The organism is Paenibacillus sp. FSL H7-0756, assembly GCF_038006765.1.
Classification (GTDB): Bacteria; Bacillota; Bacilli; order Paenibacillales; family Paenibacillaceae; genus Paenibacillus_AQ.
In genome coordinates this window covers 1,574,624-1,599,634 of sequence record NZ_JBBOVT010000001.1, presented here as the reverse complement: position 1 = coordinate 1,599,634, position 25,011 = coordinate 1,574,624, and the positions used below count along the sequence as shown (strand labels likewise).

Here is a 25,011-nt window from a genome sequence, read left to right as displayed (position 1 = left end):
TATAAGAAAAAGTTCAGCGAAGGCAACCATACGGCCGGGCTTAATCGGGGTAATATTATTCAGCGGTGTTTTTTTGCGGTACAATTAGTTAAAACTTAAATTAATAATGATGTTGGACACTTATTCATCAACGGGAGGGGCTGCAGATGAAAAAAATATTGACCGGCATCCGCAAAGGATACGGCAAGAAGCTCGTCTCGATTCACCAGTGGAATGCCTGGCTGGTCTTAATTCTTGCCGTTAGCGGTCTGATGCTGGTGGGCGGCTTCTGGAGAGAGCTCCTGGGCGAAGGCAGAGTGTGGCTGAAATGGGGTCACATCGTGTTCGGTCTGGCGCTGTTGATCCCTGTGGTCTATTATCTGCTCCTGGCGGCGAAGCACTGGAAGCGGCTCAAGGGTAAACCTGCGCAAAAAGCCAACGTCCTCTTCGTGCTGACGCTTTTGATCGGCTGGCTGGTCTCAGGGGTTGTGCTCTGGCAGTTCAGGCTTGCCGGGCCGAGAGCAGCGAATACTGCGTTATTCATTCATGATCTGCTGACCTGGGTCGGCCTGCCAGTCATCATCTATCACTCCATTACCCGGGTGAAATGGTTGAAGGAGCCCAAGAAGCGCACAATTGTGGCAGAAGCTGTACCTGTAAAAGAGACCTCTTCTCCCGCAGGACGGACGCGACGCGCGGCTCCTTCTGAAGCCCAGCCTATGTATTCACGCCGCGGGTTCATTAAGGTGGCGGTAGGCGCAGGGCTTGCCGTCACGCTCGGCCCTACTTTTGTCCGCTGGATCGGTAAATCCCTGCAGTTTCCGGGTACAGCCGACTATGCTGCAACCAATGCCAATGCATTGATTCCCGACCCTGTTCCGCTGGCAGAATCAGCACCCCCTATCGGCGGGGGAGCCGAGGGCAGCTTTCGCGTATATACGGTCACGGCCATTCCCGCGTTCGATAACTCCAACTGGTCTTTTACCATTGATGGCCTGGTGGATAAGCAGCTGAGCTGGAACTGGGAAGAGTTCATCAAGCTGCAGCGCGAGGTGCAGGTCAGTGATTTTCACTGCGTGACAGGCTGGTCTGTGTACAAAAATACATGGGAGGGCCTCCCCCTCTCGAAGCTGCTCGATATGGCCGGTGTGCAGCCTGGGGCCGTCATGGTCAAGTTCTACTCAGGAGACGGTGTCTATACGGACTCCCTCACTCTGGATCAGGCGAGGATGGACGATATCATGGTGGCCGTGATGCACGATGGCAAACCAATCCCCAATCAGCTCGGCGGGCCGGTTCGTCTCGTTACTCCGCAAATGTATGCCTATAAATCAGTCAAATGGCTGAACCGCATTGAGTTAATCAATGAAGATTATGTCGGGTACTGGGAACAGCGGGGGTACGATAAGGATGCCTGGCTGCCGGGTGCGAAACGGGTATAATGTTAGCTTCTGCCCTCTATTCAGAACAAAAACCTCCTTTCCCAATTAGGGAATTGGAGGTTTTTTTGTTCTTGCTTAATGGATCAGAGGCTTTTGAAGGAAGCGTCGTACAGGCGGAACATGGTTTTGTAGCCGGATTCGTCAATCTTGATTCCGACATCCAGACGCCCCGATATTTCCAGCGGACCTGAGGTGTGGCGGAGCTTGCTGCCTTCAGGAACAAACACGATCATAATCTTGTTCCAGTAGGTCTCATCCCCATTATCGAACGGACATTCTGCACCTGGTTCGGGAATAAGCAGGAACCAGTTTTTCTCAAAAGAAAGAACCTCACCCATGAATCCCTTAATGGTAACCTGCTGTCCGCTGAGATCCCAGAAGTGCTCTGAGGGCCGGGTCTGATCGTCTCCGTCAAAAAAACCGTTCCAGTCTATGGCTGTATTCCCTGTGGAGGCAGCAACCACGGTAGCCGTTGCTGCCGCAGACGGTGAAGGCGATACGCTCAATGCCGGAGCAGATCCAGCCTTGACGGGTTCTGCTTCATCTCTGCTCCCCCTGGTATCCTTAGACACTCCCGCTGGGCGGGGGCTTTGTACAGAAGATGAGGCTGCCGGACTCGGAGTAGTAGTTACGGTCTTCCCAGGGGTCTTCCGGGAAGCCGTCTCAACAGGTGCAGCAGCAGGCGATGGAGACGGCTTGAACGTAACCGTCACCTTGGATCCGGCATCCGCACCTTTGGATGGAACAGCAGACGCAGCAGCTCCGCCCTTGGCAACTGGAACAGTGGCCTCCGGAGAAGGGGCCTGCGGGGAAGGGGATGCGGATATCTGTGCTTCCACCGTGACTTCCGCAGTGCTCTGCGGAGCTTCCGCCACCGCCGCAAAGGACTCCCCGTTCCCATTAGTAGCAGTATTCTGGCCGCATGCCTGAAGCAGCAGCATACCTGTCACAGCTCCTGACAGCAGAAGCATTCTTCCTTGTAGTCGTATCAATTGAACGTACCTCCTATGATTTGAACAAGGCGAGCGGATGCATCCGGTACATCCGGAAGGCCGGTCCAAGCGAGGACAGCAGACCTATAGCCAGCGCCCCAAGCACAATAAGCCAATGCTCCGGTGTCCAGTGATAGGGCTCGATTTGAATGCCCGCCTGCGAGAACAGCATATCCCTCAGCAGATAGGCACCTAAATGACCGGTCACAAGCCCCGCGATAAGTCCGGTTGCCGTTACCAGCAGGCCTTCTGTGGTCAAGGACAGCCATACGTAGGCCCGTGATTTTCCGAGAAGACGCAGAATTCCGACATCCTTGGTCCGCTCCGAGGCTGCTGCAACAAGCGATAATAGAATCGCAATACCTGCGAGCAGCACACATATGGCCGTCAACATCCCAAGCAGCCGGGAGCCCTGATCCACTGCATTCAACACATCGGACACAGCCTTGCTGGTATACACCGCCTGAATACCGCTGCTGCCATCGAACGCCTGCTTCAAATCATGGGCCCCCAGCAGACTAGCCGGCTTAACCAGCACTGCCGTAATCTCCCGCTCCTCAGGCGCCAGCCCATGTACAGCCCAGGCATAGTCCACCGTTGTAAAGACCGCACGGTCATCCGGAGTATGGAGTTCTGGAAGAATACCCGCTACCCTGTACCGAAAATCTCCATGGGCATGCCCGCCTGATTCTCCGGCTGCATGCTCCTCCTCATGACCCTCCTCATGCTCAGGAGCTGAGGATTCGTGGTCTTCTCCCTGCACCAGTCCATGCGCCCCCGCAAAGGTATCGCCTATCTTCAATCCCAGCGACCGGGCGACGTAAGAGCCTACAATCGTCTCTCCAGTATCGGCATACATCTTGCCTTCCTGTAGTCTGCTGCCGCCGTAACGGGTGAAGAAGTACCCGGAATCTATCCCGACAATTGGATAGCCCTTGTAGTTGTCGCCCGTGGTCATTGCATAAGCGGCTTCCACAGACGGGTCCTGCCGTGCCTCATCCAGCACAGCAAGCGGGATATTCCCGGTTGGTGCGCCGATATGATAAAAGGTATTGAGTACCAGCTGTGTCTCACTGCCCGCTGCGCCTATGACAAGATCAAAGGGCCCATAGCCTTTCTTGGCCCCCTGCTCTACACTCTGCCGGGACAAAACAAGCAAGACAATAAAGGCCACTGTAATGGCCACGGCGCACACGGTAAGCAGAGACAGGAACCGCCGGTGCAGCACATTGCGGAGGGTGAGCCAGAACAGGCTCATAGTGAAATCCCCTCCTTGTCCATCCCGCTGAACGAAGACCGCTGACGGGCTGATACCTCCCGGTGCACTTGGTTGATATCCTGAATGTTCAAGCGGTGCGGAAACCGTTCAGCCATATTGAGGTCATGGGTTACCACGATTAAGGTGTGTCCATGCGCTGCGCTAAGCTCCAAGAGCAGAGAGGATATCTCATCGGCCGTCTCCCAGTCCAAGCTGCCTGTCGGTTCATCTGCCAGCAGAAGCGGCGGGTGATTGACCATGGCTCTTACAATGGCAACGCGCTGCTGCTGCCCGCGTGAGAGCTGGGATGGCAGATGCCTTCCGCGGCCCCCCAGGCCCACCTGCTCCAGCCAGCCGTCCACTATGCGCCGTCTCTCCTTTTGCGGAAGCCGGGCCGTCATGGCAATCTCGACATTCTGCCGAGCGGTCAGCGAAGGAATCAGATGGAAGTCTTGAAGCACATAGCCTATAGCAGAAGCACGGAAGGCATCGCGCTTCGCCTCAGTTAACTCGTGAAGCAGCTGCCCATCTACGGTAATTCTGCCGCTGTCTGCACTCATAATGCCGCTGATCAGATGCAAAAGCGTGCTTTTACCGGACCCGCTGGGTCCGGTAATGGCTACACGCTCTCCTTTTTCAACATTCCACCGGGGGATATCGAGGATCGGCACAGCTCTGCCGTCCACTGTGAATTGTTTGGTCAAATTCTGAATCTGGAGCAATAGGAGCCACTCCTATCTGAGCACAATGCGTTCGGACAGCGCATCCCAGGTTAAGGTCGTGCCCTTCAACTGGTTGAACGCACTAAGCGGAAGGTAGAGTACGTTGTTATCCACATCCACCGTGTATGCGGCCGCTTTACTGTTCAGCTTCGCTGTTTTACCGGTCAGGTCGACTTCAATCGTATTCTTTCCAATAGTAAGCTTGGCAGCAGAAGTGCTCCCTGTATAGGTTCCTCCAAGCGCCTTCACCAGAGCCTGAGCCGGATAGAGCACTTCATTGTCGCGGCTGATTTTGAATTTCGGATAAACATATTTCGACTGCAGCTCTGCGGAACGCTTGTTCAGATCCAGTCCCAGTATTCCCGCTCCCATAGTTGCGATCTGCGTGTTGTCAATCTGCCCCTTTACCTTGTCAGCAATCGGGCCATACGCCCACACCCCAACATCCACCGCAGAGTGGCCGTGACCCGACCAGCCGACCAGCAGGCGCTTGGAAATCACTGCATTATATGCGCCTTCCCGTTTGTACGAAGAACCGTCACCGTTCGTAATCTGGGTAACTTCCTCATCCGTCAGATCTGTAATCCAGGTGTTTGCGGTTACGATTTTGCGGATCTCTTCCGGTGTCTGCGCTGCTTCAAGATCCGCTGCCAGCGTCTCAGAGGAATGCTTCTGCTTGTTCCACAGATCGATGTTGATCTCATAGATATTGTCACGTGAGAGTGAGAGGCCGCCTGTCTCATGGTCAGCCGTAACCACCACGGAGGTGTTGCCGTTTTTCTTCGCAAAATCAACGGCTGCCTTGAAGGCTGCGTCGAAGTCGAGTGCTTCCTGCACGAGGGTCGGCAGATCGTTGGCATGACCGGCATGGTCGATACGCCCGCCTTCAATCATCATGACGAAGCCGTCTTTATCCGTGGACAGAATATTCAGTGCCTTGGAGGTCATCGCTGCCAGGCTCGGAATTTCCGGAGTGCGGTCTGGAGTATAAGCCACATGGGAGTTGCCGAACAAGCCTAAGACCTTGGTATTCTTGGAAGTGAGTGCATTTAAGGCTGTGGTATTCTCAACGACCGTGTAGCCTTTGGCTTTGAAGTCAGGCAGCAGGTTCTTATCCGTACGCTTGCCCTTCTCATCCTTGGTCAGGAAGAACTGCTTCCCGCCGCCCATCAGCACATCCACTCCGCTCTCCAGATACTGTGAGGCAATCGCCGATTCATTGTCACGGTTACGGACATGGGATGCGTATACGGCTGGTGTGGCATGGGTGATACGGGCAGTGGTCACAAGGCCGGTGGCCTTGCCCGCGCTCTCCGCAGCTTCGATAATAGAAGCAAAGGGCCTCGAGACATCCTCATTCGAGACGCTGATGCCCGCGTTATAGGTTTTATGGCCTGTAGCAAATGCAGTACCGGCTGAGGCGGAGTCTGTGACGATCCCGGATACGATTTTACCGCTGTCCTCTCCCCGGTCTGCATATGTAGTAGCTTGTCCCACGTAGTATGGATCGAGGTTCAGGTGCTTGACACCCTTGGTATATTGCTGAAAATATCTTGCCGCAGACACTTGGGCCGGGCCCATGCCGTCGCCGATCAGAACGATAAGATTCCTAGACTGGGCCTTGGCAGCACCCCCGGAATTAGCCGGGCTCTTGGCCGCACCTGCAAGGGTTGCTCCTGATACTACGGCTGCGGCCAATCCTCCAAAAATCATGCCCCTCATTAACTTGTTCATCATATACCCCTTCCTCATTGTGACGGTTCTAATCCCAAGCTTACCTTGGAAAGATTAACTAACTGTCAAAATAAGTATGGAGTTGTATTAAATTATCAAGTGTTCACACGTACATAAAAAAGCCCTGTACCCCACCGCCGTCAGGCAAAGGAGTTACAGGACTCTCTATACACTCTATCCGTTGATCGTTCTCACTTTACAACTCCAGCAAGCGAATCAGCTCATCTTCATCTTCGATGACCTTGACCCCTAGTTGCTGCGCCTTGGCCAGCTTGCTGCCCGCCTTCTCCCCGGCGATGACCAGGTCGGTCTTCTTCGAGACGCTGCCGGATACCTTGGCTCCCAGAGCTTCCAGGCGTTCGGCAGCTTCTTCGCGGGTCATTTTGTGCAGCGTACCTGTGAGTACAACGGTTAAACCGCTGAAGTAAGAGTTGGTAGCAATTACACGCGGAGCTTCTGGAGCCTTGGCCTCTACCCCCAGCGCCCGCATACGGTCAATGCTGACCACTACGAACGGATCGGCAAAATAGTTCACGATGCTCTCCGCCACAATCCCCCCGATATCCGGCAGCCCGGCCAGCTCCTCCGCTGTAGCAGACATGACGGCTTCCAGGCTGCGGTAATGGTCGGCCAGCATTCTTGTTGTAGCTTTGCCGGTATTAGGAATGCCGAGCGCATAGAGGAAGGATGCCAGATCTCTGCCCTTGCTGTCTTCGAGTGCCTTCAGCAGATTCGCTGCCTTCTTCTCTCCGAACCGTTCCAGCTTCACCAGCTGGTCGAAGGTTAGCTCATACAGATCCGCAGGCTCCCGTACACTAAGCTCCTCATGCAGCTGAGCCGCCGTCTTCTCACTGAACGTCTCGATATCCATGGCATCTCTCGATGCAAAATGAGTAATCCGGCTGACAATCTGCGGCTTGCAGTCAAGCTTGTTGTTGCAGAACAGATGAGCGCCGCGCATCTCCAGCGGGAATCCACAGGCCGGGCACTCCTCAGGGAATAGGATCTCCCCGCCGTCACTCTCTTCTGTCACCTTGCCCAGAATCTCTGGGATAACATCATTGGAGCGGCGGATGAACACCCGTGTGCCCAGTGCGAACTTCAAATTCTTGCGCTCAATATCGCCCACGTTGTTAAGGGTGCAGTTCTGCACCGTAACCCCGGCTAGTTCTACAGCCTCCACCCGCGCGAGCGGAGTCACTTTGCCGGTACGTCCGACATTCCAGCTTACAGATTCCAGAATGGTTGTGGTCTCTTCCGCCTCGAATTTATAGGCAACGGCCCAGCGCGGGAACTTGTCGGTGTACCCCAGCGCCTCGCGGATGCGGAAGTCCGTGACCTTAATCACTGCTCCGTCAATCAAATAATCCAGACCGGAACGGCTCTCTTCAATCTCTGCCAGCTGCTCGGTCACATCATCGAAATTGCTGAAGTAGTTGAGGTAAGGGTTAACCTTGAACCGGTTGCTGCGCAGGAAATCCATCATCTCTTGGTGATCGCCGAACTGTACGCCCTCTGCATACCCCACATTATAAAAGAAAGCATTCAGCCTGCGGTCGGCCGTCATCTTGGGATTCAGGTTGCGCAGCGCACCCGCAGCACCATTGCGTGCATTCTTCAGCGGCTCTGCTGCGCGGGTATTATAATCCGCCAATACAGACAAATTCATAATTCCCTCGCCCTGCACTTCAATAACGCCTTCCTTGAACGGAATATTCAGCGGAACGGACTTGATCGTCTTCACCTGAGCCAGAATTCCCTCACCTGTCACCCCGTTGCCGCGGGTAGCTGCTTGTACAAGCGCCCCGTCACGATAGGTCAGGTTCAGCGTCAAACCATCGAACTTCAGCTCCACGGCATAACACGGCTCCGGCAGCGGATTGTCCGGGTTCTTGGTGTTATAATCATTCACCAGCTTCAGCACACGGGTGTTCCAGGTACGAAGCTGTTCAATGTTCTGTGCCTTATCCAGACTCCACAGCGGTGCCAGGTGGCGGTGCGGTGTGAACCCCTTCAGCAGCTCCCCGCCTACCCGCTGGGTCGGAGAATGCGGCAACACAATTCCGCTCTCCGCTTCCAGTGCTACCAGCTTATCGTAGAGAACATCGTATTCCTTGTCGCTGATCTGCGGGGTATCCAGCGTATAGTAGTGATAATTGTATTGATTCAGCTCGGCAACAAGTTCTTCCATCGTGAACATAATATCCATCCGGCACATCCCTCCGTCAAATGGGTTTCCTACGGTTAGCGTGATCCAAAAGCACTGCCGTTAATCGCAAGCTTGATTTATTCAACTTTGGTGATCGGCGCAAAGCCGGCCAGCAGGCGCTTGACGCCTACCGGGGCCGGGAAAGCAATCTGCAGCTCCGTATCGTTGCCGCTGCCCTTCACGGCTACAATGGTGCCGATGCCCCATTTGCCGTGGGACACCTTGTCGCCCGCCTTGAAGCCTCCGGCCTCCGCAGCCGCCCCGGCCCCGCCCGTCGTGCGCTGCGCGCCTCCGGTCGTGACCACAACACGGCCCGCGCCAGGTACCGCGCTTGCCGAGCTGCCGCTGCCGAAGCTGGCGGACCCGCCGCCTCCCGGCGCGTTCCCGGCAGCAGCGGTGCGGCTGCCGAAGTTCCCCCGGCCGCCTCCGCTTCCGCCGAAGCCCCGGCCGCCATAGGCACCGCCTGCCTCCGCGCCTCCGCGCCGGAAGCGGTCCGATTCACGGACGGTATCTTCCTTCAGCTCCTCCGGAATCTCCTCCAGGAAGCGGGACGGCGCATTCGCGTTCGTCCGCCCGAACAACGTGCGCATCCGTGCGCAGCTGAGGAACAGCTGCTTCTCCGCACGGGTAATGCCCACATACGCCAGCCGGCGTTCTTCTTCCAGTTCATCATTGTCCTGGAAGGCACGGCTGTGCGGGAACACCCCTTCCTCCATCCCGATGATGAAGACAGTCGGGAACTCCAGCCCCTTCGCGCTGTGCATCGTCATCAGCACCACCGCATCACTGCGTTCCTCATCATCGTTCACGCTGTCGATGTCCGCGATCAGTGCCAGATCGGTCAAGAAGGAGACCAGTGACTTGTCTTCATTATTCTTCTCGAATTCCATCGTAACAGACAGGAACTCGTCAATGTTCTCCAGGCGTGAACGGGACTCCAGCGTATTCTCATTCTGCAATTCAAGGCGGTACTGGGACAACTCCAAAATCTTCTCCGTCAGCTCTGTCACCGAGAGGAATTCCACCATCCGGTGCAAGGCTTCGATCATATCGTAGAATTCCACCAGCGTATTGCGGGTCCGTCCGGCGAACCCTAGATCATCCACTGTCTGCAACGCCCGGAAAATCGAGACGCCCTGAGAAGCAGCCGCTGCCGCCAGCTTGCCAACGGTTGTATCCCCCAGCCCGCGCTTAGGAACATTAATAATTCGCGTCAGACTGATATCATCATCAGGATTAGACAGCAGGCGGAGATACGCCAGCAGATCCTTGATTTCTTTACGGTCATAGAACTTGATCCCTCCGACAATCTGGTAGGGAATATCCGATTTGATCAGAATTTCTTCTATTACACGGGACTGGGCGTTTGTACGGTACAGAATCGCATGGTTCTGGTAAGCCTGTCCCTGCTTCACATTCTTGGTGATCTCCCCGGTGACGAAATATCCTTCGTCGTGCTCGGTGTCACCGCGGAACACCTTGATCTTCGCGCCTTCATCGGAGTCGGTCCACAGCTTCTTCGGCTTGCGGCCCGTATTGAGGGCAATCACGCCGTTGGCGGCATTCAGAATGTTCGAGGTGGAACGGTAATTCTGCTCCAGCAGAATCGTCTGGGCTTCGGGGTAATCCTCTTCGAAGTTCAGGATGTTCGAGATATCCGCCCCGCGCCAGCGGTAGATCGACTGGTCACTGTCCCCGACCACGCAGATCCGGTGGTGGCCTTCAGCCAGCATCCGGCAGAGCATGTACTGCGCCCGGTTCGTATCCTGATACTCATCGACATGAATATACTTGAACTTCTTCTGATAGAAATCCAGTACATCCGGCTTCTCCTTGAACAGCTCGATCGTCTTCATAATCAGGTCATCGAAATCCAGAGAGTTGTTGCTTCTCAGCCGGTGCTGGTATTTGGTGTATACCTTAGCTACCAGGCCTTCAAAATAATCGCCAGCCTTCTGCTCATACTGCGCCGGTGTAATCAGCTCATTCTTGTTCGTGCTAATGACGGCCTGGATGGCCTTCGGCTCGAACTTCTTGGTATCAATGTCCAGATCCTTCATACAGTTGCGGATGACAGACAACTGGTCAGTCGAATCCAGAATGGAGAAATTCGAGGTGAAGCCTATCTGATCAATATCCTTCCGCAGAATCCGCACACACATGGAGTGAAAAGTGGATACCCAGATATCCCGGCCCTCCGGCCCCACCAGCTTGGAGACACGATCCTGCATCTCCCGGGCAGCCTTATTCGTAAACGTAATCGCCAGAATCGCCCAAGGCGGTGCCTTGCGGTTCGCGATCAGCCAGGCAATCCGGTGGGTCAGCACGCGGGTCTTGCCGCTGCCTGCGCCAGCCATGATGAGCAGGGGGCCTTCAGTTGCTTCTACAGCCTGACGCTGCGGGGGATTCAGACGGCTTACGGCGTCTTGTATGTTAACAAGTTGCATGTGTTACATGCTCCTTTCTGAATTTAAGCTATATCAAGAGGCACTTAAGGTTTGAACTCTAAGCTTGGTCGTCACTGCGGTGAACATTTGGACTTCCGGCCGCTGTTGTCACCTGATTTCCTTGATTTATCCGCTCTTCGCGGTTGAAATCCGTTGACAAAGGCGGTCGCTATCGCTCCTACAGTTCCAAATTTCCCCTCCGCTTCTTTTTGCTTTTCGTTAATTTCTTCAGTGCTTCTTGTATACGCTAAAGATCTATCAATTCTACCAGTCCATCTGCGGGGTATCCCGTACAGCCTGGACCGTCAACAGCGCTTGTTCCACATTACTATAAATAATATTGCCGACCACTACTGTATCACATAGCGCGGCTACATGCATGGCTTCCTCTGCACCTGTAATTCCGCCTCCATAGAAAAGCTGGCTGTGCTCAACCACTTCCCTGACCTCGCGCACAATCTCCAGATCTCCATAGCGTCCGCTATATTCAAGATAGACCACCGGCAGGTTCATCAGCTTGTCTGCAATCTGCGCATAAGCTCCCGCACCAGCCGCATCCAGCGAACAGTCCGCACCGGTCAGGCGTGCTACCGAGGAATCGCTGTTCAGCACAATATAGCCCTCTGTCAGCAGCAATTCCCATGGGATCAGACTGCCGAAGCGTTCAATGGCCCGGCGGTGATGGCCGAGAATCCATGAAGTATCGTCAGTGTTGAGCACCATGGGAATCATATACAGGTCAAAACCGGGCACAGCGGCCTCCAGATCCGAGATTTCCAGTGCACAAGGCAGATCATACTGCCGGATTCTCTCAAGCAGACTCACTGTATTCTCATAAGTCACGCCGGTAGAGCCGCCTACGAGTATCGCATCGGTTCCCGACTGGCAGACAGCGGCCAGCTCCTTATCACCAAGCACACGGTCCGGGTCCAGCTTGAATACATGCCGCCACGGCCTGATCATTTGCCGCATCTCGTTCATCTTTGCCCATCCTCATTGTTCATCTAAGTGAATATACACACTCCTGCGCACGCAAAATCCGTATCTCTAGTCTAAGTCAGCACGAAGGGGGGTGTCAATTTAAAAGAGAACAAAATGCGAACATTTTTTCGCATATTTGCCTTAGCCTTCTCCTCAATCAGCGGAGACCCTTGATCCGGTTCAAATCATTTTCCGGGACAAAATCAGTGTAGAATCCGTAGACGCCTATCCGGGAGAGCTCCACAATTTCCTGCTCATCGTTTACGGTATGCACATAGACCCTGGCGCCTGCTTTTTTCAAGTTACGTACGAAGCTCTTGGTAGCCCTGGTTGTTGGCATGGTGATATCCACGCCAGTCTGCTTGACGAATTCAATGATCACCTCGTCGCTGTCCTCTGTCTGGTATAAGGTAAAGATGATCTCAGGAAAAGCGTACACCTGCTTCACAACCTCCAGCATCTCCCGGCTGTAAATCTGCGGAACAATCCGCTCCAGCAGCGCAGGGTCCTTCTTCCGGGCGGCTTCCACAATCAGCTCAAATTGCTTCGTTACCTGCTCCGGTTCCAGCTCCTTCGTGTCCGTTACAATATACGTGTCCGGGTAGAGCTCCATCAGGTTGACGATTTTCTCAATATCCAGCGGAGAGTAGAGCTCCAGCACCGGGCTGTTCATCACTTCATCGTGAGTCAGCACCTCCCCCTGCTTGTCAGGAGGCAGTACCTCCTCTTGCCCCAGCTTCTTGCTCATCCCCGTAGTCCATTCATGGCGGGCCACCAGCTGTTCATCACTGGTCAGCAGCAGGTCCGCCTCAAAGATCCGGGTCCCCTGCTCATAGTTCGCAATAAAAGCGTCCTTGGTATTGGTATACGCCTTGTCATTGATTCCGCCCATGGCATGGGCAATGACTCTGTGGGCCGCGAAGCCTGTAGCTGGCTGTTTTTCTTTTCCTCCAAGCATCAATACAAGCAAAAGTGTAACAGCCCCGATCATAGTAATAGAAGCAATAAGCTTTGTTCTCTTCATGATGGCAGTCTCCTTTGCAAGTAGTAGAGAGTCGGCTGAAAAAAGCAAAAACGGCTGTGTCATCCTCAAGGGGCAGCAACCGTTTTTTAGCGGAGAATAGAATATAGATAAGACCGTGTATTAATAAGCGTTCTTAAACCCATTACGAATAGTCTTGGCAATAATCCGGATATCGAACAGCAGAGACCAATTCTCGATATAGAAAATATCATGCTTGATCCGGTCCTCAATCGAGGTATCCCCGCGCAGACCGTTACTCTGAGCCCAGCCGGTAATCCCCGGCCGCACATGATGCTTAACCATATACTTCGGAATCTCGCCGCGGAACTGCTCTACAAAATAAGGGCGCTCCGGCCGGGGACCAACCACACTCATCTGCCCGAACAGCACGTTGAAGAATTGCGGCAGCTCATCCAGACTCGTTCGGCGGATAAACGTACCAAAGCGGGTCCGGCGCGGATCTTCCTTCGTGCTCCAGCCTGTGTCCACCTCACCGTCCGTCTGCATTTTCATGGAACGGAACTTGTACATCATGAAATTACGGCGGTTCAGCCCCACCCGCTCCTGCTTGAAAATCACCGGTCCCGGTGAAGTCAGACGCACTCCGAGCGCAACAATCAGCATCACCGGAGACAGCATAAGAATGGCGAACAAGGCGAACACAATATCAAACGCACGCTTTGCCATTTTGTTCCCGGCCATATCCAGCGGAATATCGCGCACATTAATCATCGGCATCCCGGCAAAGTTATCGAAATACGGACGGGCCGGCAGGTAATCGAAGAAATCGGGAATAATCAGCGTCCGCATCCCGGCTTTCTCACAAGTTGCAATAATAGCCGGGTATTTCGAGTGGGCATCCAGCGGCAGCGCCAGAATCACCTCATCGACAGGAAGCATCTCCAGCATAGCCTCCAACTGATCCACTGTACCCAGAATCGGCTTATACCGCTGCTCCTCAATGCCATCCCACTGATGGAAGTCATCCAGGAACCCGATAGCCTCATAGCCCAGCTCCGGATACTGCTCCAGGTTGTTATAGAATCTTTTACCCAATGTGCCTGCACCAAGAATCAGAACGAACTGGCGGTTGAAGCCTTTTTCACGCAGTGACTTCAGCATCTTCTTCAGCACATAACGGTACAGCATAATGGATAGAATATTGAAGCCCATGTAGATCGCCAGGTATTGCCGGGAGATATCAATCTCCCTCAGGAAGAACATCAGGCCCAGCAGGATAAAGATGCCCATGGCATGAACCTGAAAAATCTTGATGAATTCATCAATGAACCGCTTCTTCCGCTTAGGCAAGTATAGAGACACTACAATACCGATCAGTACGGCTATGGCCCCATAGATAATACTCCAGTACCCATAGGATTCTATAGGCAGCGTCCGGTAGGATTCCAGTAAGCCGCTCTTGAACTTCAGCCACCAGGCCGCAAGGAAGGACAACTGGATCACGATAAAGTCGGCTACCATATATAGTTGGGTCAAAAACTTTTGATTCCGGCGAATCATAATCTCACCTCAGCCTTCGATTCATTGCGGATACCGGCTTCCCCGGGAACATTCAAACTCTGTGCGGGTGTAGGTACCTTACGAGGGGCAATCAATGCGTTGCGCAGCAGCGACAGAGTGAACTTAACGCCGACGCCCGCATAGACCGCTCCATTTATCATACTGTTGTAGCGGCTGCTATAATGCTTCTTATGAAATAAAATCATGGCCCGGTGAAACTCATACACAATCTTGAATGGTCTGCGGCGCGCGCTGCCACCCTTCAGATGTACGATGGACGTCTGCGGATAATAATAAATCCCCCAGCCCGCTTCCTTGATCCGGTAACACCAATCCAGATCCTCTCCATACATGAAAAAGGTCTCATCCAGCCCGCCCACCTGCTCAATCGTCTCCCGCCGCAGCAGCATGAACGCTCCAACCAGACAATCTACCGGATATTCATCGTCCGGGTCCAGATAACCGAGCTGATAGCCGTTAAACTTCGGACGGTCCGGGAACAGCTTGCTGAAGCCAAAGGCATAATAAAAGGACGCAGACGGTGTCGGAAACCCTCTCCGGCAGGCCTTATCCAGCGACCCATCCGGCAGAATCACCTTACACCCGGACGCGCCAAGATCCGGACGGCTATCCATGAACGCAAGCATGGTCTCCAGCGTATCCTTACGGATCACTGTATCCGAATTGAGCAGCAGCACATAACGCCCGGAAGCGACCTCCATCCCCTGGTTATTCCCCTTGGCAAAGCCTACATTCTCCGAATTGGCGATTAACAGCACCTCCGGGAACTCCTTGCTTATCATCTCCACCGAGTTATCCTGGGAGTTATTATCTACTAGAATAATTTCATAGGAATACCTTGTCTCCGAATCATACACCGACCTCAGACAATCCATCGTCAGGCGGCATGTGTTGTAATTTAGAATCAATATACTAACATCTACATTCACTGCTATACTCTCCTGACAAATATATTGACATTCCCGAAGTTTAAATATTGGGATTCTTAAGTGATTAAACCGAAGTGTATTTCTACTATCGGAGTATGACCTTAAGGTGAGGCTATGTCGTTAGCCCTCCTAAGACAGTGCGTTTAGCATCTTAGGCTGATCGGCTATTACCACCAATCACAGGCGCGTGAATGATATTCATTGCACCGACTTTATCACGATGTGTGTGAAACCCGCATAGGCATGAATATTTTCTATCTGTCGCTTTATTTAGTGCAGAGCAAGAAGGACATTTTTGAGATGTATACGCAGGATCTACGTATTCCACTTTTATTCCAGCCATATTTGCTTTGTACTCAATAAATTGTGCTAAGCGATAGAATGACCATGTATGCAAGTTTTTTTCGTTTTTACGACTTGTTCTTGTCGTTTTCCTGATATTCGTTAACTTCTCTAAGTGGATGACAGACACTTGATTCTTGATGGCAAAATTGATAATTTGCCTACTTGCTTTGTGGTCTTTATCTTTCATCCATCTTTGTTCTTTATTATCAAGTCTACGAATTGCATGTAGTTTTTTCTTCTGTCCTAATACTTTTCTCACACTACGAAACTTGCGTTTCCTATATTTATTCTCTCTACCATTCCCAAAAAAAACTGTCTTTCCTCCGCTAGTAACTGCCACGGCAGGGACCTTCAACCCCAAATCGACACCCATTACATGTTCGCCTGTTGTTATCTCTGTGGGAACTTCAAGTGAAACCTGCGCAAACCACTTTCCTGATTTTTCAACAATTCTCATTAGACCACATTTTGCATGTTGAAGGTACTTCTTATCCCTTTCTGTCAAAACAGCAGGAAAAACTGTCTTCTTCACTATATTATTTATAATTATTGGAAAAGCAATGGAAGAATCCCTAATGGAATAGTTTTGATTGTTGATATAATAGGTTGGCTTCTTTAAAATTGGGCGCTTCCTGTCTTTCTTTACTTTCTTGAATATGCTCTTAGCATCACGAATAGCTTGATTAATCACAGCAGAAGGAAGTGTAGCTTCTACATGTTTTGTCGTGAGCTTTGGGAATGCCCCTTCTTGCTCTGCTTGTTCAGTTAATAAATTTATAACTCGAATATATTCTTTACTCAAGGTTTTCAATTCGATGGAGCTATTTGGAAAGAATCTAATCTTTATGGTGACTGACTGCAAGGTCCTCTCCTCCCATCATGTTATTGTTCGACGTAATATTTCAAAAAGCTTATAATCTATCGACAATTATTATAACATGAAAGGCACATCGATAGGCGGAGCCTGTTTAGGTTTTTTTTACATACTTAGTATGATTTATATCAACCTTGTTTGCGCTTGACCCTCTCCTGAATATATCGGCGCTTGCGCTTAAGGGCAGCTCTCTGTGCGAAAAAGGATCTCCAGGCTCCCAGCAGCTTTGGCTCCTTCAATAGGGAGTAGCCGTGTGCGGCAATCTCATAAGGAAGAGAATTTAACAGAGTAATCAGCAGCGTGCGGGAGGGCTCGTTCTTGTATATCATTTTATACCGATTAATGTAGGAAATCCGCTTGATGAACATCGCCTTGCCGCTCCGGCCCGACGTCTTCCACCCCCGCTCATGGTAGCCTATCGCTTCCGCATCATAGTAGGCCTTCCAGCCGAACAATTCCGCACGCCAAGCCACATCCACATCTTCCTTATACGCAAAAAAATCCGCGTCGAAAAACTCCCCCTCCACGCTGATATCCTCAATCATCCGCCGCGCGTACATCGCCGCTGCACCGGAGACACCGAATACTTCACCAGACTCATTCCACTGGTCAGCAGGCTCTCCCGCTCCACGATCAAACGCCCGCCGCGCCTTATTCATCCGCAGTCCGGTACTATCCACGAGCGAATGGTCCGCCTTCAGCAGCAGCTTGCCTGTGGCACTCCCGATCCGTGGATCAGCCTCCATCCTGGCGACCAGCTTGGAGATATAGTCCGGGGCCAGCGTAAGGTCCGGGTTCAACACCAGCACATAATCCGTCGTAGTCCCGGCAATCGCCTGATTGTGTGCGGGGGCGAAGCCGGTGTTATGTTCATTTTCCAGAAGGACTAGGTTAGGGATAGAAGGGCTCTCCGAACTTCCTGCATAGTTGGCTGAAGCTGTGGTACGTGATGAGATTACTGCTGCGTCTACGGAGTGTAACGGATCGATACGCATACGCGCTGATCCCTGAGTAAGCTCATGATAGAACGCCCTAACCTTCTCCGCCGATCCATCCGCGGACGCATTATCCACCACCACAATCTTTTTGACCGGATAATCCTGATTGAGCACAGCCGACAAGCATTCCGCAATATCATCTGCGCTGTTATAAGTAACAATATGCACACTAACCGTTTTAAGTTTCATGGGGTACCTCGAATTCCATATATTCATTGTTTGAGCCTGTTACTCCCCATTATAACGAAAAGAGAGGTGCCGGGCTATGGAAGGTTGCTCAATACAAGAACCCCCTAACCATTAAGATGGATTAGGGGTTCTTTAACATATCCTGTAACTACTTCAGCTCCAGCAAAAAGTCTCTCAGCCCTTCACGCCATGGACGGATATCCCGGAACCCGTTGGTACGGATCGCCAAATGCTCCATCACCGAGTTACGCGGGCGCGGCGCTGGACGGGGGAACTGCTCCGTAGCACAAGGCTCAAGCTTCGCCGTGAACTTTAGACCGAGTAATTCTTCAGCTTCAGCGAAGATCGCCTGAGTGAACTCATACCATGTGCAGGAATCACTGTTCGAGGCATGGTAGACTCCATACTTTTCCGTCTGGATCAGCTCCAGCAAGAATCTGGCCAAGTCCACAGTGTAGGTAGGCGAACCTTTTTGGTCGTCGACAACCTGCAGCAGCGGCTTTTCCTGTCCCAGCTTCAGCATCGTTTTGACAAAATTATTACCATATTTGCCGTAGACCCATGAGGTGCGTACGATGAAATACTTGGAGGATAACGACTGGACCAATACCTCTCCAGCACGCTTGGACTTCCCGTAGATACTCTTAGGATCGGTATTATCATATTCATGGTAAGGCTGTTCTCCCATGCCATCGAACACATAATCCGTGCTGATATAGACCAGCTTAGCCCCTGCCTTCTCAGCAGCGAGCGCCACATTCCGGCTTCCTGTGGCATTAATAAGGTACGCTGCATCCACATCAGTCTCAGCTGCATCCACAGCCGTATGAGCCGCACAATGAATGACCGCGTCGGGAGCGAACGCACCAATCGTCTCTTGGCACTGGTCCAGATCGGTAATATCCATCTCCTGACGGTCACAGCCCAGCACCTCATACCCCTGCCCTTGAAGCAAAAGCATAAGATCCTGCCCAAGTTGCCCGCCAGAGCCTGTGACAAACACCTTCATCTTCGCCATTACAGAGAATCCCCAAGACGGGTACCGTACTGGAGTGCGGCATATTTCTGGTATTCGCCAGACTGAATGCGGGTCCACCATTCCTTGTTATTCAGATACCACTGAATAGTTTCCTTAATGCCGGTTTCGAATGTGTGCTTAGGCTTCCAACCCAACTCATTCGTAATCTTCGTTGGATCAATCCCATAACGGCGGTCATGCCCGGGACGATCCTGAACATACGAAATCAGCGAATCCGGCTTACCGAGCTCTTGAAGCACCGTATTCACGATATGCACATTCGTCCGCTCATTGTTGCCCCCAATGTTATATACCTCACCATTCACACCTTCATGGATAACCAGATCAATTGCGCTGCAGTGATCCTCAACATACAGCCAGTCACGGATATTCATTCCGTCTCCATACACAGGCAAAGCCTGATCTGCCAGCGCACGCGAGATCATTAGCGGAATCAGCTTCTCCGGGAACTGATAAGGACCGTAGTTATTCGAGCAACGGGTAATGTTCACCGGCAACCCAAAGGTTTCGTGATAGGCACGCACCAGTAAATCTCCGCCTGCTTTACTTGCAGAATACGGGCTGTTCGGCGTCAGCGGTGTTTCTTCCGTGAACAGATCTGTAGCACCAAGCGATCCATAGACCTCATCCGTGGACACTTGAACGAACTTAGTCACACTATATTTCTTAGCCGCATCCAGCAGCACTTGAGTACCCAGCACATTCGTCTTCACAAACACTTCCGGCTCCAAAATACTCCGGTCCACATGCGACTCCGCCGCAAAGTTAACCACCACGTCTACACCGTCACCGATTAGCTTATCCATCGCCGCTACATCGGTAATATCCGCCTTCACAAACGTATAGTTCGGATGATACTCAACAGATTTCAAGTTCTCCAGATTCCCCGCATACGTCAACGCATCCACATTGACGATCTGATAATCTGGGTGTTGCTGCAGCATGTAGATTACGAAGTTGCTGCCGATAAAGCCGGCTCCGCCGGTGATTAGGAGTTTCATTTGTTGACCACCTTTTAGTAGTAATGATAATTGAAACGCTGTAGCGTAGCTTACAACTCAAAGTTCAGTTCTGCATCCTTGAGAAGTGGAAGACGCCGGTCTTTGTCGGACAACACCGGATTCGTAGCCGGCCAGTCAATCCCCAGCGCCGGATCATTCCATAGTATGCCACGGTCATGCTCAGGGGAATAATATTCGTCCACTTTGTATAGTACTTGGGTGTTGGGTACGAGCGTGCAGAATCCGTGGGCGAACCCCCTAGGCACGAGTAGTTGACGCTTGTTGTATTCGCTGAGAATGACCCCGACCCATTGCCCGAAGGTAGAAGAATTGCGGCGTACATCCAGGATGACATCATAGATCGCACCACTTAGCACACGAATAAGCTTCGTCTGTGCCTTAGGGTTTAACTGGTAGTGCAGCCCGCGGAGTACGCCAACCTCTGCTGAGAGAGATTGATTGTCTTGAATGAAGTTAAAGTTAACCCCAGCTTTATGCATGATTTCTTCGTTATAGCTCTCCATAAAAAAACCCCGGTTGTCGCCATGGACAACCGGTTCGAGTAGGCTCGCGCCTTGAAGTTTTAAAGGAGTGACATTCATAATGGAGCTCCTCCTCATATCTAAAGTTTCAGCTTACCAAACGCTTCATCAAAAATAATATTCTGCGCCAGCTCATTTGCTCTAGCCAACGATGCATGGGTACCCGCGTCAGTCCACCAGCCATTCAGAACATCATAGGTAAGCTGATTCTTCATAATGTATGCATTATTTACATCAGTTATTTCAAGTTCACCGCGACCGGAAGGAGTCAGTGTCTTAATAATTTGAAAAACCTGACTATCAAACATGTATATGCCGGTGACCGCATAACTGCTCTTTGGAGCCTGCGGCTTCTCTTCGATTGAAAGAATCTTACCCTCTTGCAGCTCAGGAACACCGAAACGCTGGGGATCTGGAACCTTTTGGATAAGGATTTTCGCTCCTTTTCCTTGCGTACGAAAGTTCTGGATGTATGGAGTAATGTCGTCTTCAAATACATTGTCACCAAGAATAACAACGCTCTGCTCTTGCCCGACGAATTGCTCCGCCAACCCAAGGGCCTGTGCGATGCCGCCTGCTTCGTCTTGGACTTTGTACGTAAATGAGACATTCATAGTAGTACCGCTTCCTAACAAGTTCACCACATCACCCATGTGCTCCTTACCAGTTACAATCAGGATGTCATGTATACCAGCCTGCTTGAGCTTATAGATGGAGTGAAAGATCATAGGATATTTACCAACAGGGAGCAGGTGCTTATTGGTTACTTTGGTTAAGGGATACAGGCGGGAGCCTGTGCCTCCGGCTAGGATTATGCCTTTCATAGAATACTATCCCCCTGACACCATAATGTTCCTAATCTGAAACAATTATTTATTGAGTACTTTTAACTGAATTGATTTTGGTTCATTATCCAAATTCAATTCTTCTTTTACTAAATATAATGGTCTACGCTTAGACTCATTATAAATTCTACCAATATACTCACCTATAACACCCAAAGTAACCAATTGCACCCCACCAAAAAACAGAATGGCAACCATCAGAGAAGGATAACCTGGCACAGGGTTACCTAAAGTTACAGTAGCTATAACTAGATAGGAGGCATAGACTAATGCCATAACAGCAATAATAAGACCTAGATAAGTAGCTATTTGTAATGGTGCAAATGAAAAAGAGGTAATTCCTTCAATTGCAAAATTCCAGAGTTTCCAATAATTAAAACTACTTTTCCCTGCATATCTTGCTTCTCTATAATAAGTTATACTTGTTTGTTTAAAACCAACCCAACTAAATAATCCTTTCATGAATCTGTGTTGCTCAGGAAGTTGATTCAATGCTTCAACCACTTGCTTTGTCATTAATCGAAAATCACCAGTATCTGCTGGAATCTCAAACCTTGTCATTTTCCCCATAACTCTATAGAAGGTATGTGCAGTAGCCTTTTTCAACCACGTTTCCCCATCTCTTTTCAGACGAGTAGCATAAACTACATCATACCCTTCTTTCCATTTCTCAATTAGTAATGGTATTACTTCGGGGGGATCTTGTAGATCAGCATCAATAGGTATCACAATATCCGCCTTTGAATAATTCAACCCTGCAGACATTGCAATTTCTTTACCAAAGTTCCTAGATAAGTTAATAACTTTAACACGAGTATCAATCTTTGACAGGAGACGAAGACGCTCCATTGTGTCATCCTTGCTTCCATCATTTATGCATATTATATCGTAGGTATAATTATTACTCTCCAAAACCTCAGTGATTTTCTCATAAAAAAGAGTGACATTCTCCCCTTCGTTATACATTGGGACTATAATTGATAGATTAAAGCTATTTGCTTGCATAATTATACCTCTCTTTTAAAAGCATTTTAGAATATAAGACTTTTACTTCTAGTTTTATTAGCAAAATACTAATTACTATCTAAATCAATTTAATCATCTAAGAGTTGATATATTAATTATACAAACAGCTTATTATGAAATAAAAAACAAAAAGTCTATATTCTATTTTTCCACAGAATCAATCCTTAAATTTTCAACAGCAACTCCTAATATTCTTTGGTCTTCACTCATATTTAAACTTTGAGGAGACGACGCATTAGGTATTACCATTACAATTTTAAGTTGATTAGTAATAATACTTTTAGGAATATCAAATCGATATATATCATTATCCTTAATACTTATCTCTTTAATTTTATGATTATTTGCATACACAATTAATTTTTGTTCTTTTATGTCTCCTCCAATAAGTGGCGACATTTTTATTGAGAATACTAGATCTGTTTCAGGCTTATTCAGAATAAATTCTAAATCAGATTGCTTTCCTTCAGTCCATGTACTTTTTTCTTCAGTTAAGCTCCAACCTGCACCTTTAAATAGACTTGAATTTCCACCTGCACCAAATTCTACAACAGTTCCAACTTTATATTTAAAGCTATATAAATCCATATTCAAGTTGTTAAGTTGTGGGTCTAGTGCTCCATTCGGAATGTATAAATTATAACCATCAACTGATAAAAATAAATCATTGTCTTTTTTAATTTGAAAAGATTGTTTGACTAAAGAATCATTAATTATATATATACTATTAGATTCCCAAATACCTTTTTTAAGATTGTCCATTAATTTTTCATTATACGCTTCTTTCTTTTTAAAGTCTTCCCTTGCAGTATAAACAGCATTTATCGTCATATTTTTTTTTGCCGCAAGCATTGAGAAAGCAACATAATCTTTGCTGACCTCTGCAGGAACAAAGATAATATTCTTATACCTATCGTTGTTCAACTTCTTCCATACATCATCTTTCAAAGGACTTTCCCATGTTACCTCACTGGAATACATTGTATGAAATTCATTGAATTTCCCCGTAAGATCTGCAAATTGAATTGATAATGCTAAAGCTAGAAAAATCAATGCTCCCCTAGTTCTCATTGTTTTTAATAATGAAGACAATATAAATATAATCAACAAATAATATACTGGCCAGAAAAACCTTCCAGTTGCTCTTATTATACCGCATAGTTTTAATACTGCTTCAGGTAATGGGATAACAAATAATGTTCTACCCGAAAAGGTTATAACGTTACTTAATGAAATTATTGTAAATATTATCGCTAAACCTATTAAACCCTTTTTCCCTCTAATACTTATTTTCCCTTTAGTAAGAGTTATATAAATTGAGCAAATTAGCAGGATTAAAACTCCAATTCCCAGATAATTAAAACCTTCAGATTGTTCAGGTGTTACTGTTAGTTGATCTTTCAGAAAATAATGTGACCACCCTAAAGGATTAAATAACGAATTGAGATTCATTGAATAAATACCAAAACCATACATTGATCCCGATGAACCTAAATAAAAGTATCCTATTAACCAAAGCGTAGTTAAAATAAGAATCCCTGCAGAGAAAAAGTATAAAAACGTCATTCTCAAATTTATTACTTTGGTAAATAGCATTTCTAATACTTTTATTACAAAAATTAAGAAACACATAATAAATAGATATGGATGTATTAACAGGCTAATAAACAATAATAAAAGCCATTTCCGATGCTTATAAAATGATCCAAAAAGATATAAAGAAGCCAAAATTATCCAGTGGCCCATTAACGCTTCATGCCCATACGCGCGCATTAACATTATTGGACTCATAATAAAAAACATTGTTCCAAGTATTTGTAATGATATGTTTTTGGTTAAATTCTTCATCAGTAGTAGGCTAAAAACTCCCTGAAGAACATAACAGGTCAAAATCCAAATACCTAAATATTGAAAATTTTCTGGAAGAAGCCCATTTACCATCTTAAATGGAAAAGCAAAAAGGGGCACAGAGTCCATAAAAGTAATAGTAGTTCCAATGGGAGTATTTAATGAGCTTATAACTGATGGTGGAAAGGTCCATGGATCATTTCTAAAAAAGTGCCATCCCAGAAAGTGCTGCGCAGGGTCAACTTTAGTTAGAAGCCAGTTAAGGGCTGAGGTATTTAATACTTTTGGACTTAAAACAGTCAGAAAAAAAATTGCTCCTAATCCGCCACTAATTATAACTCCGATAGATTCAAACCATCTTTTTTCTAGAAAATCTTCTTTAAAAAAAACAAAAAAAGTACTTATTAATAAGGCAAGGCCGAGAGATGTATATATTGCCCCATACTTCAAACTAAATACTAGAACCATAAATAATACAATAAGAGCGGAAAACACCCTTTTTTTATATAACATATTAAAATTCATATTTCCTCCAAGGATTTTGATTGAAAAGTTATTTTTTTATGACCAAAAAAACCCAATATAGTATAGAATCCTGAGGAAATAAAAATACTCAAGTTCTTTTCTAACCATAAATTACTAACATAATGCTCTAAGTACTTTTCAACATAAAAACCTAGTGAATAAGCAACTATAAATGAAAATAAAGAAACTAATACAAATTTCGTTAGACTTTCCTTGTTACTGCCTGTGTAATTGAATGTGAAGCTTTTATTTAGAAAAAAGCTTACTATAACACCAATTAAATTACCCAAGGAAATAGAAATTAAATAATTTAATTTTAATATGTTAAATAATAAAAGAACAGTTGATAGTCCAACAATAGTATTTATAACACCAACGATTATATATCTTAAGAAGGTGTACAATTTTACCTTATCCATTCTATACTCCCAACTCAAAAATTTATTTCCATTAATTAAGTCATTCTTAAATCCTATCGGACACATAAAAAGGTGATAAAAGATTATTCTATCAAAGACCG

General features: G+C 48.6%; 20 protein-coding genes. 1 reads left to right on the top strand and 19 read right to left on the bottom strand.

Annotated elements, in window-relative coordinates; all coding sequences use genetic code 11:
• Positions 1-146: 146 nt before the first annotated feature.
• Complete coding sequence (locus tag NST04_RS07045; protein WP_341183714.1) at positions 147-1,421, top strand: molybdopterin-dependent oxidoreductase; 1,275 nt, start codon at positions 147-149, stop codon at positions 1,419-1,421.
• 83 nt (positions 1,422-1,504) lie between these two features.
• Here NST04_RS07045 and NST04_RS07040 read toward each other — a convergent pair whose 3' ends face one another.
• The 19 genes from NST04_RS07040 to NST04_RS06950 form a co-directional block, all read right to left on the bottom strand.
• A complete protein-coding gene (locus NST04_RS07040; RefSeq protein WP_341183713.1) occupies positions 1,505-2,413 on the bottom strand; it encodes a hypothetical protein in 909 nt (302 codons plus the stop codon).
• A gap of 13 nt (positions 2,414-2,426) precedes the next feature.
• Complete coding sequence (locus tag NST04_RS07035) at positions 2,427-3,671, bottom strand: ABC transporter permease (RefSeq protein ID WP_341183712.1); 1,245 nt, start codon at positions 3,669-3,671, stop codon at positions 2,427-2,429.
• A complete protein-coding gene (locus tag NST04_RS07030; protein ID WP_341183711.1) occupies positions 3,668-4,375 on the bottom strand; it encodes an ABC transporter ATP-binding protein in 708 nt (235 codons plus the stop codon). Before NST04_RS07030 ends, NST04_RS07035 begins: the two co-directional genes overlap by 4 nt.
• A 30-nt stretch (positions 4,376-4,405) precedes the next feature.
• The gene (locus NST04_RS07025; protein ID WP_445667906.1) at positions 4,406-6,127 is read right to left on the bottom strand and encodes an alkaline phosphatase; all 1,722 of its coding nucleotides are present in this window, start codon (positions 6,125-6,127) and stop codon (positions 4,406-4,408) included.
• A gap of 196 nt (positions 6,128-6,323) precedes the next feature.
• Positions 6,324-8,336, bottom strand: coding sequence for an NAD-dependent DNA ligase LigA (gene ligA / locus NST04_RS07020; protein WP_341183709.1), 2,013 nt, complete (start codon positions 8,334-8,336; stop codon positions 6,324-6,326).
• Positions 8,337-8,413: 77 nt separating this feature from the next.
• Positions 8,414-10,783: a DNA helicase PcrA gene (gene pcrA, locus NST04_RS07015; RefSeq protein WP_341183708.1), complete on the bottom strand. Its 2,370-nt coding sequence runs from the start codon at positions 10,781-10,783 to the stop codon at positions 8,414-8,416.
• Between the two features lie 264 nt (positions 10,784-11,047).
• Complete coding sequence (locus NST04_RS07010) at positions 11,048-11,755, bottom strand: heptaprenylglyceryl phosphate synthase (RefSeq protein ID WP_341185201.1); 708 nt, start codon at positions 11,753-11,755, stop codon at positions 11,048-11,050.
• 166 nt (positions 11,756-11,921) lie between these two features.
• Complete coding sequence (locus tag NST04_RS07005; RefSeq protein ID WP_341183707.1) at positions 11,922-12,788, bottom strand: phosphatidylinositol-specific phospholipase C/glycerophosphodiester phosphodiesterase family protein; 867 nt, start codon at positions 12,786-12,788, stop codon at positions 11,922-11,924.
• 120 nt (positions 12,789-12,908) lie between these two features.
• Entirely contained in the window at positions 12,909-14,309 is a 1,401-nt protein-coding gene (locus NST04_RS07000; RefSeq protein ID WP_036721088.1) for an undecaprenyl-phosphate glucose phosphotransferase, read from the bottom strand.
• Entirely contained in the window at positions 14,306-15,259 is a 954-nt protein-coding gene (locus tag NST04_RS06995; protein WP_340980491.1) for a glycosyltransferase family 2 protein, read from the bottom strand. Before NST04_RS06995 ends, NST04_RS07000 begins: the two co-directional genes overlap by 4 nt.
• A gap of 151 nt (positions 15,260-15,410) precedes the next feature.
• The gene (locus NST04_RS06990; RefSeq protein ID WP_341183706.1) at positions 15,411-16,466 is read right to left on the bottom strand and encodes a transposase; all 1,056 of its coding nucleotides are present in this window, start codon (positions 16,464-16,466) and stop codon (positions 15,411-15,413) included.
• A 140-nt stretch (positions 16,467-16,606) separates the two neighbouring features.
• Positions 16,607-17,665: a glycosyltransferase family 2 protein gene (locus NST04_RS06985; RefSeq protein WP_341183705.1), complete on the bottom strand. Its 1,059-nt coding sequence runs from the start codon at positions 17,663-17,665 to the stop codon at positions 16,607-16,609.
• A 148-nt stretch (positions 17,666-17,813) separates the two neighbouring features.
• On the bottom strand, positions 17,814-18,674 hold the full coding sequence (gene rfbD / locus NST04_RS06980; RefSeq protein WP_341185200.1) for a dTDP-4-dehydrorhamnose reductase: 861 nt from the start codon (positions 18,672-18,674) through the stop codon (positions 17,814-17,816).
• Between the two features lie 8 nt (positions 18,675-18,682).
• Positions 18,683-19,705 carry a dTDP-glucose 4,6-dehydratase gene (rfbB, locus tag NST04_RS06975; protein WP_341183704.1) on the bottom strand — a complete coding sequence of 341 codons (1,023 nt, stop codon included), beginning with the start codon at positions 19,703-19,705 and terminating at the stop codon, positions 18,683-18,685.
• 50 nt (positions 19,706-19,755) lie between these two features.
• Positions 19,756-20,307: a dTDP-4-dehydrorhamnose 3,5-epimerase gene (gene rfbC, locus NST04_RS06970; RefSeq protein WP_341185199.1), complete on the bottom strand. Its 552-nt coding sequence runs from the start codon at positions 20,305-20,307 to the stop codon at positions 19,756-19,758.
• Positions 20,308-20,327: 20 nt separating this feature from the next.
• Positions 20,328-21,071, bottom strand: coding sequence for a sugar phosphate nucleotidyltransferase (locus NST04_RS06965; protein WP_341183703.1), 744 nt, complete (start codon positions 21,069-21,071; stop codon positions 20,328-20,330).
• 45 nt (positions 21,072-21,116) lie between these two features.
• A complete protein-coding gene (locus NST04_RS06960; protein ID WP_341183702.1) occupies positions 21,117-22,097 on the bottom strand; it encodes a glycosyltransferase family 2 protein in 981 nt (326 codons plus the stop codon).
• Positions 22,098-22,259: 162 nt separating this feature from the next.
• Entirely contained in the window at positions 22,260-24,491 is a 2,232-nt protein-coding gene (locus tag NST04_RS06955) for a DUF6311 domain-containing protein (RefSeq protein WP_341183701.1), read from the bottom strand.
• Positions 24,488-24,910: a GtrA family protein gene (locus tag NST04_RS06950; protein WP_341183700.1), complete on the bottom strand. Its 423-nt coding sequence runs from the start codon at positions 24,908-24,910 to the stop codon at positions 24,488-24,490. Before NST04_RS06950 ends, NST04_RS06955 begins: the two co-directional genes overlap by 4 nt.
• Positions 24,911-25,011: the final 101 nt, after the last annotated feature.